We start from the raw sequence: 2,637 nt of genomic DNA, 5'->3' as shown, positions 1-2,637 counted from the left end.
CCCCTGGATGACCACCCACCCGTTGACCGCCCATGAACATCCTCATCGTTGACGACGAAGCCCTGGCCCGAAGCCGCCTGCGCACCTTGCTGTCCGACTGTGCAGACACGCCGCGCCTCACCGTGGTCGAGGCTGCCAACGCAGGAGAGGCGCTGGCGCAGCTTGGCGTCACGGGCGGTCGCGCGTTCGACCTCGTGCTGCTGGATATTCACATGCCAGGGCAGGATGGCCTGTCGCTGGCCCATGCACTGCAAACTCTGCCCCACCCCCCGGCGGTGGTGTTCGTCACGGCCCATGCCGACCACGCGGTGAGCGCGTTTGAACTGGACGCGGTGGACTACCTCACCAAACCCGTGCGCCGCGAGCGCCTGCAGCAGGCGCTGGCCAAAGCGCAGCGCAATGCCCGCCCCCCGGCACCCACCACCGCACCCAGTGTGCCCGAGGGCGAAACCCTGCTGATCCAGGACCGGGGCCGCACCGAGCGCCTGCCCCTGGCCGAGGTGCTCTACTTCAAGGCCGAGCAGAAGTACGTGACGGTGCGCACCCCCACCCGCAGCTACATCATGGACGGCTCGCTCAGCGAGATCGAAGCCAAGTTCGCCCCGCGTTTCATGCGCATCCACCGCAACGCCCTGGTGGCCCGCCGCGCGGTACGGGCGCTGGAGAAGCACTACGACCCCGAAGAGGGCGAAGGCTGGGCCGTGCGCCTGCAGGGGTCCACCGAACTGCTAGCGGTATCACGCAGGCAGGTGGCGGCTGTGCGCGAAGAGTTGGCGCGGTAAATTGGAGACTTTTTAGCCCTCTGCGCGCGACCATCAACAGAAGCATGCTATAAATAATATAGCAATCAACCCAGTCTTGCTGGGGCGGTCGCTCGGGGCCTCCCCATCTGAAAAAGGCGGCACCCTGCCCGGCTGGCACCCACCGGTGCCCACCCGTGGCATCAATGCGCGTGTGCCGCGCCGCTCACCAGCGTGACGATCACCATGCCCGCAATTAGCCAGGCAATCTGCGCAATGGTCTCGCGCGCCGTGAGGCGCTTTTGCAGTTGGGGGATCAGGTCGGCCAGCGCCACATACACAAAGCTGCTCGACGCCACGGCCAGGAAGTAGGGCAAGAATTCCTGCAAATTCCCCACCAGGAAGTAGCCAACCACCCCGCCCAGCGCCGTCACAGCACCGGCCAACGACACCTTGACCAGCGCCATGCGCCGGTTGGGGCTGGTCTGGCGCAGCACCACCAGGTCGCCCATATGGTGCGGCACCTCGTGCGCCAGCACCGACACGGCGGCGATCACCCCCAGGCGGATGTCGGCCAGAAAGGCCGAGGCGATCAGGATGCCGTCACCAAAACAATGCACGCTGTCGCCGGTCAACACAGCCCAGCCGCCCGCGCGCGGGCCATGGTGGTGTGCATGACCATGGTCGTGGTGGGCATGGTCATGCGCGCCATGGCCATGCGGGGCGGGAGCAGGGTGGCTGTGCTCATGCCCGTGGTGCCACAGCTCGGCCTTGTCAAGCAGGAAGAAGAACACCACGCCCACGAGCAGGGTGGCAAACAGGTCGTGCGCGCCAGCCTGGCTCTCGAACGCCTCGGGCAGCAGGTGCATGAAGGCCGTGGCCAGCAGGGCTCCCGCTGCCAGACTGAGCAGGTGCTGCGGGCCCACGCTGTCGGCCCGCCCGCCCAGGCCCAACCGCATGAGCAGTGCGGCCAGCCACACGCTGCCAATGCCTGCGGCCAGTGTGGCCAAAATAATTGCTATCAAAGTCATAGCTGTTTGCGCTTTATAGACAGGCGGCAAGGCCTATTTTCTTTCAGAAACCACACCCAAATCGCGATAAAAAAGCCGCCCTCGACAGGGGCGGCTGCAATCGGCCAACCGACTCAGGGCCGAATACGGTCACACGGGTGGGGTCAAACCACGCCCTGTGCCTTGAACCAGGCCAGCGCACGCTTCCAGCCATCCTCGGCCGCCTCCTTGCGATAGCTCGCCCGGTAGTCGGCATGGAAGGCGTGGGGCGCATCGGGGTACACCACAAATTCCGATGCCTTGGCCTGCGGCGAGCCGCTGACCAAGGCAGCCTTCATCTTATCAACCGTGTCAAGGGGTATGCCGGTGTCTTTTTCGCCATACAGGCCCAACACGGGTGCCTTGAGGATGGGGGCAATGTCCACAGGATGCTTGGGCGTGTATTCGCTCGCCTGGCCCACCAGACGGCCATACCATGCCACACCTGCCTTGACGGGGCCATGCGCGGCATACAGCCATGTGATCCGCCCTCCCCAGCAAAAGCCGGTGATGCCCACACGCGCTGCGTCGCCACCGTTGGCTGCAGCCCACTGCACAGCGCCGTCCAGGTCGGCCATCACCTGGGCGTCAGGCACCTTGGAGACCACCTCAGCCATGAGCTTGGCGATTTCGGTGTACTGGGAAGGGTCGCCTTGGCGCGCGTACAACTGGGGAGCAATGGCGAGATAACCCGCCTTGGCGAAGCGGCGGCACGTGTCGGCAATGTATTCGTGCACGCCAAAAATCTCCTGGATCACCAGCACCACAGGCAGACCCGTCTTGCCGGCCGGTGCCGCGCGGTAGGCAGGCACTTTGAAGCCATTGACGGTGAAGCTCACCTCGCCTGC

At 65.2% G+C, this 2,637-nt stretch carries 3 protein-coding genes; 1 reads left to right on the top strand and 2 read right to left on the bottom strand.

Annotation, left to right across the window (positions count from 1 at the left end):
• Positions 1–32: 32 nt before the first annotated feature.
• On the top strand, positions 33–782 hold the full coding sequence (locus DBR12_RS19495) for a LytTR family DNA-binding domain-containing protein (protein ID WP_108618748.1): 750 nt from the start codon (positions 33–35) through the stop codon (positions 780–782).
• Between the two features lie 161 nt (positions 783–943).
• Here the strand turns inward: DBR12_RS19495 and DBR12_RS19490 are convergent, their stop codons facing one another.
• Both DBR12_RS19490 and DBR12_RS19485 read right to left on the bottom strand, forming a co-directional pair.
• Entirely contained in the window at positions 944–1,771 is an 828-nt protein-coding gene (locus tag DBR12_RS19490) for a ZIP family metal transporter (RefSeq protein ID WP_108618747.1), read from the bottom strand.
• Between the two features lie 143 nt (positions 1,772–1,914).
• On the bottom strand, positions 1,915–2,637 hold a 723-nt coding region (locus tag DBR12_RS19485; protein ID WP_233244920.1), incomplete at its 5' end, for a dienelactone hydrolase family protein.

Source organism: Acidovorax sp. HMWF029 (genome assembly GCF_003060895.1).
Classification (GTDB): domain Bacteria; phylum Pseudomonadota; class Gammaproteobacteria; order Burkholderiales; family Burkholderiaceae_C; genus Acidovorax.
This window is presented reverse-complemented; position numbering and strand designations above follow the sequence as displayed.

Bases quoted from the DNA above. Each gene is read 5' to 3' on its own strand.
- DBR12_RS19495 (WP_108618748.1), top strand. From the start codon at position 33: ATGAACATCCTCATCGTTGACGACGAAGCCCTGGCCCGAAGCCGCCTG.
- DBR12_RS19490 (WP_108618747.1), bottom strand. From the start codon at position 1,771: ATGACTTTGATAGCAATTATTTTGGCCACACTGGCCGCAGGCATTGGC.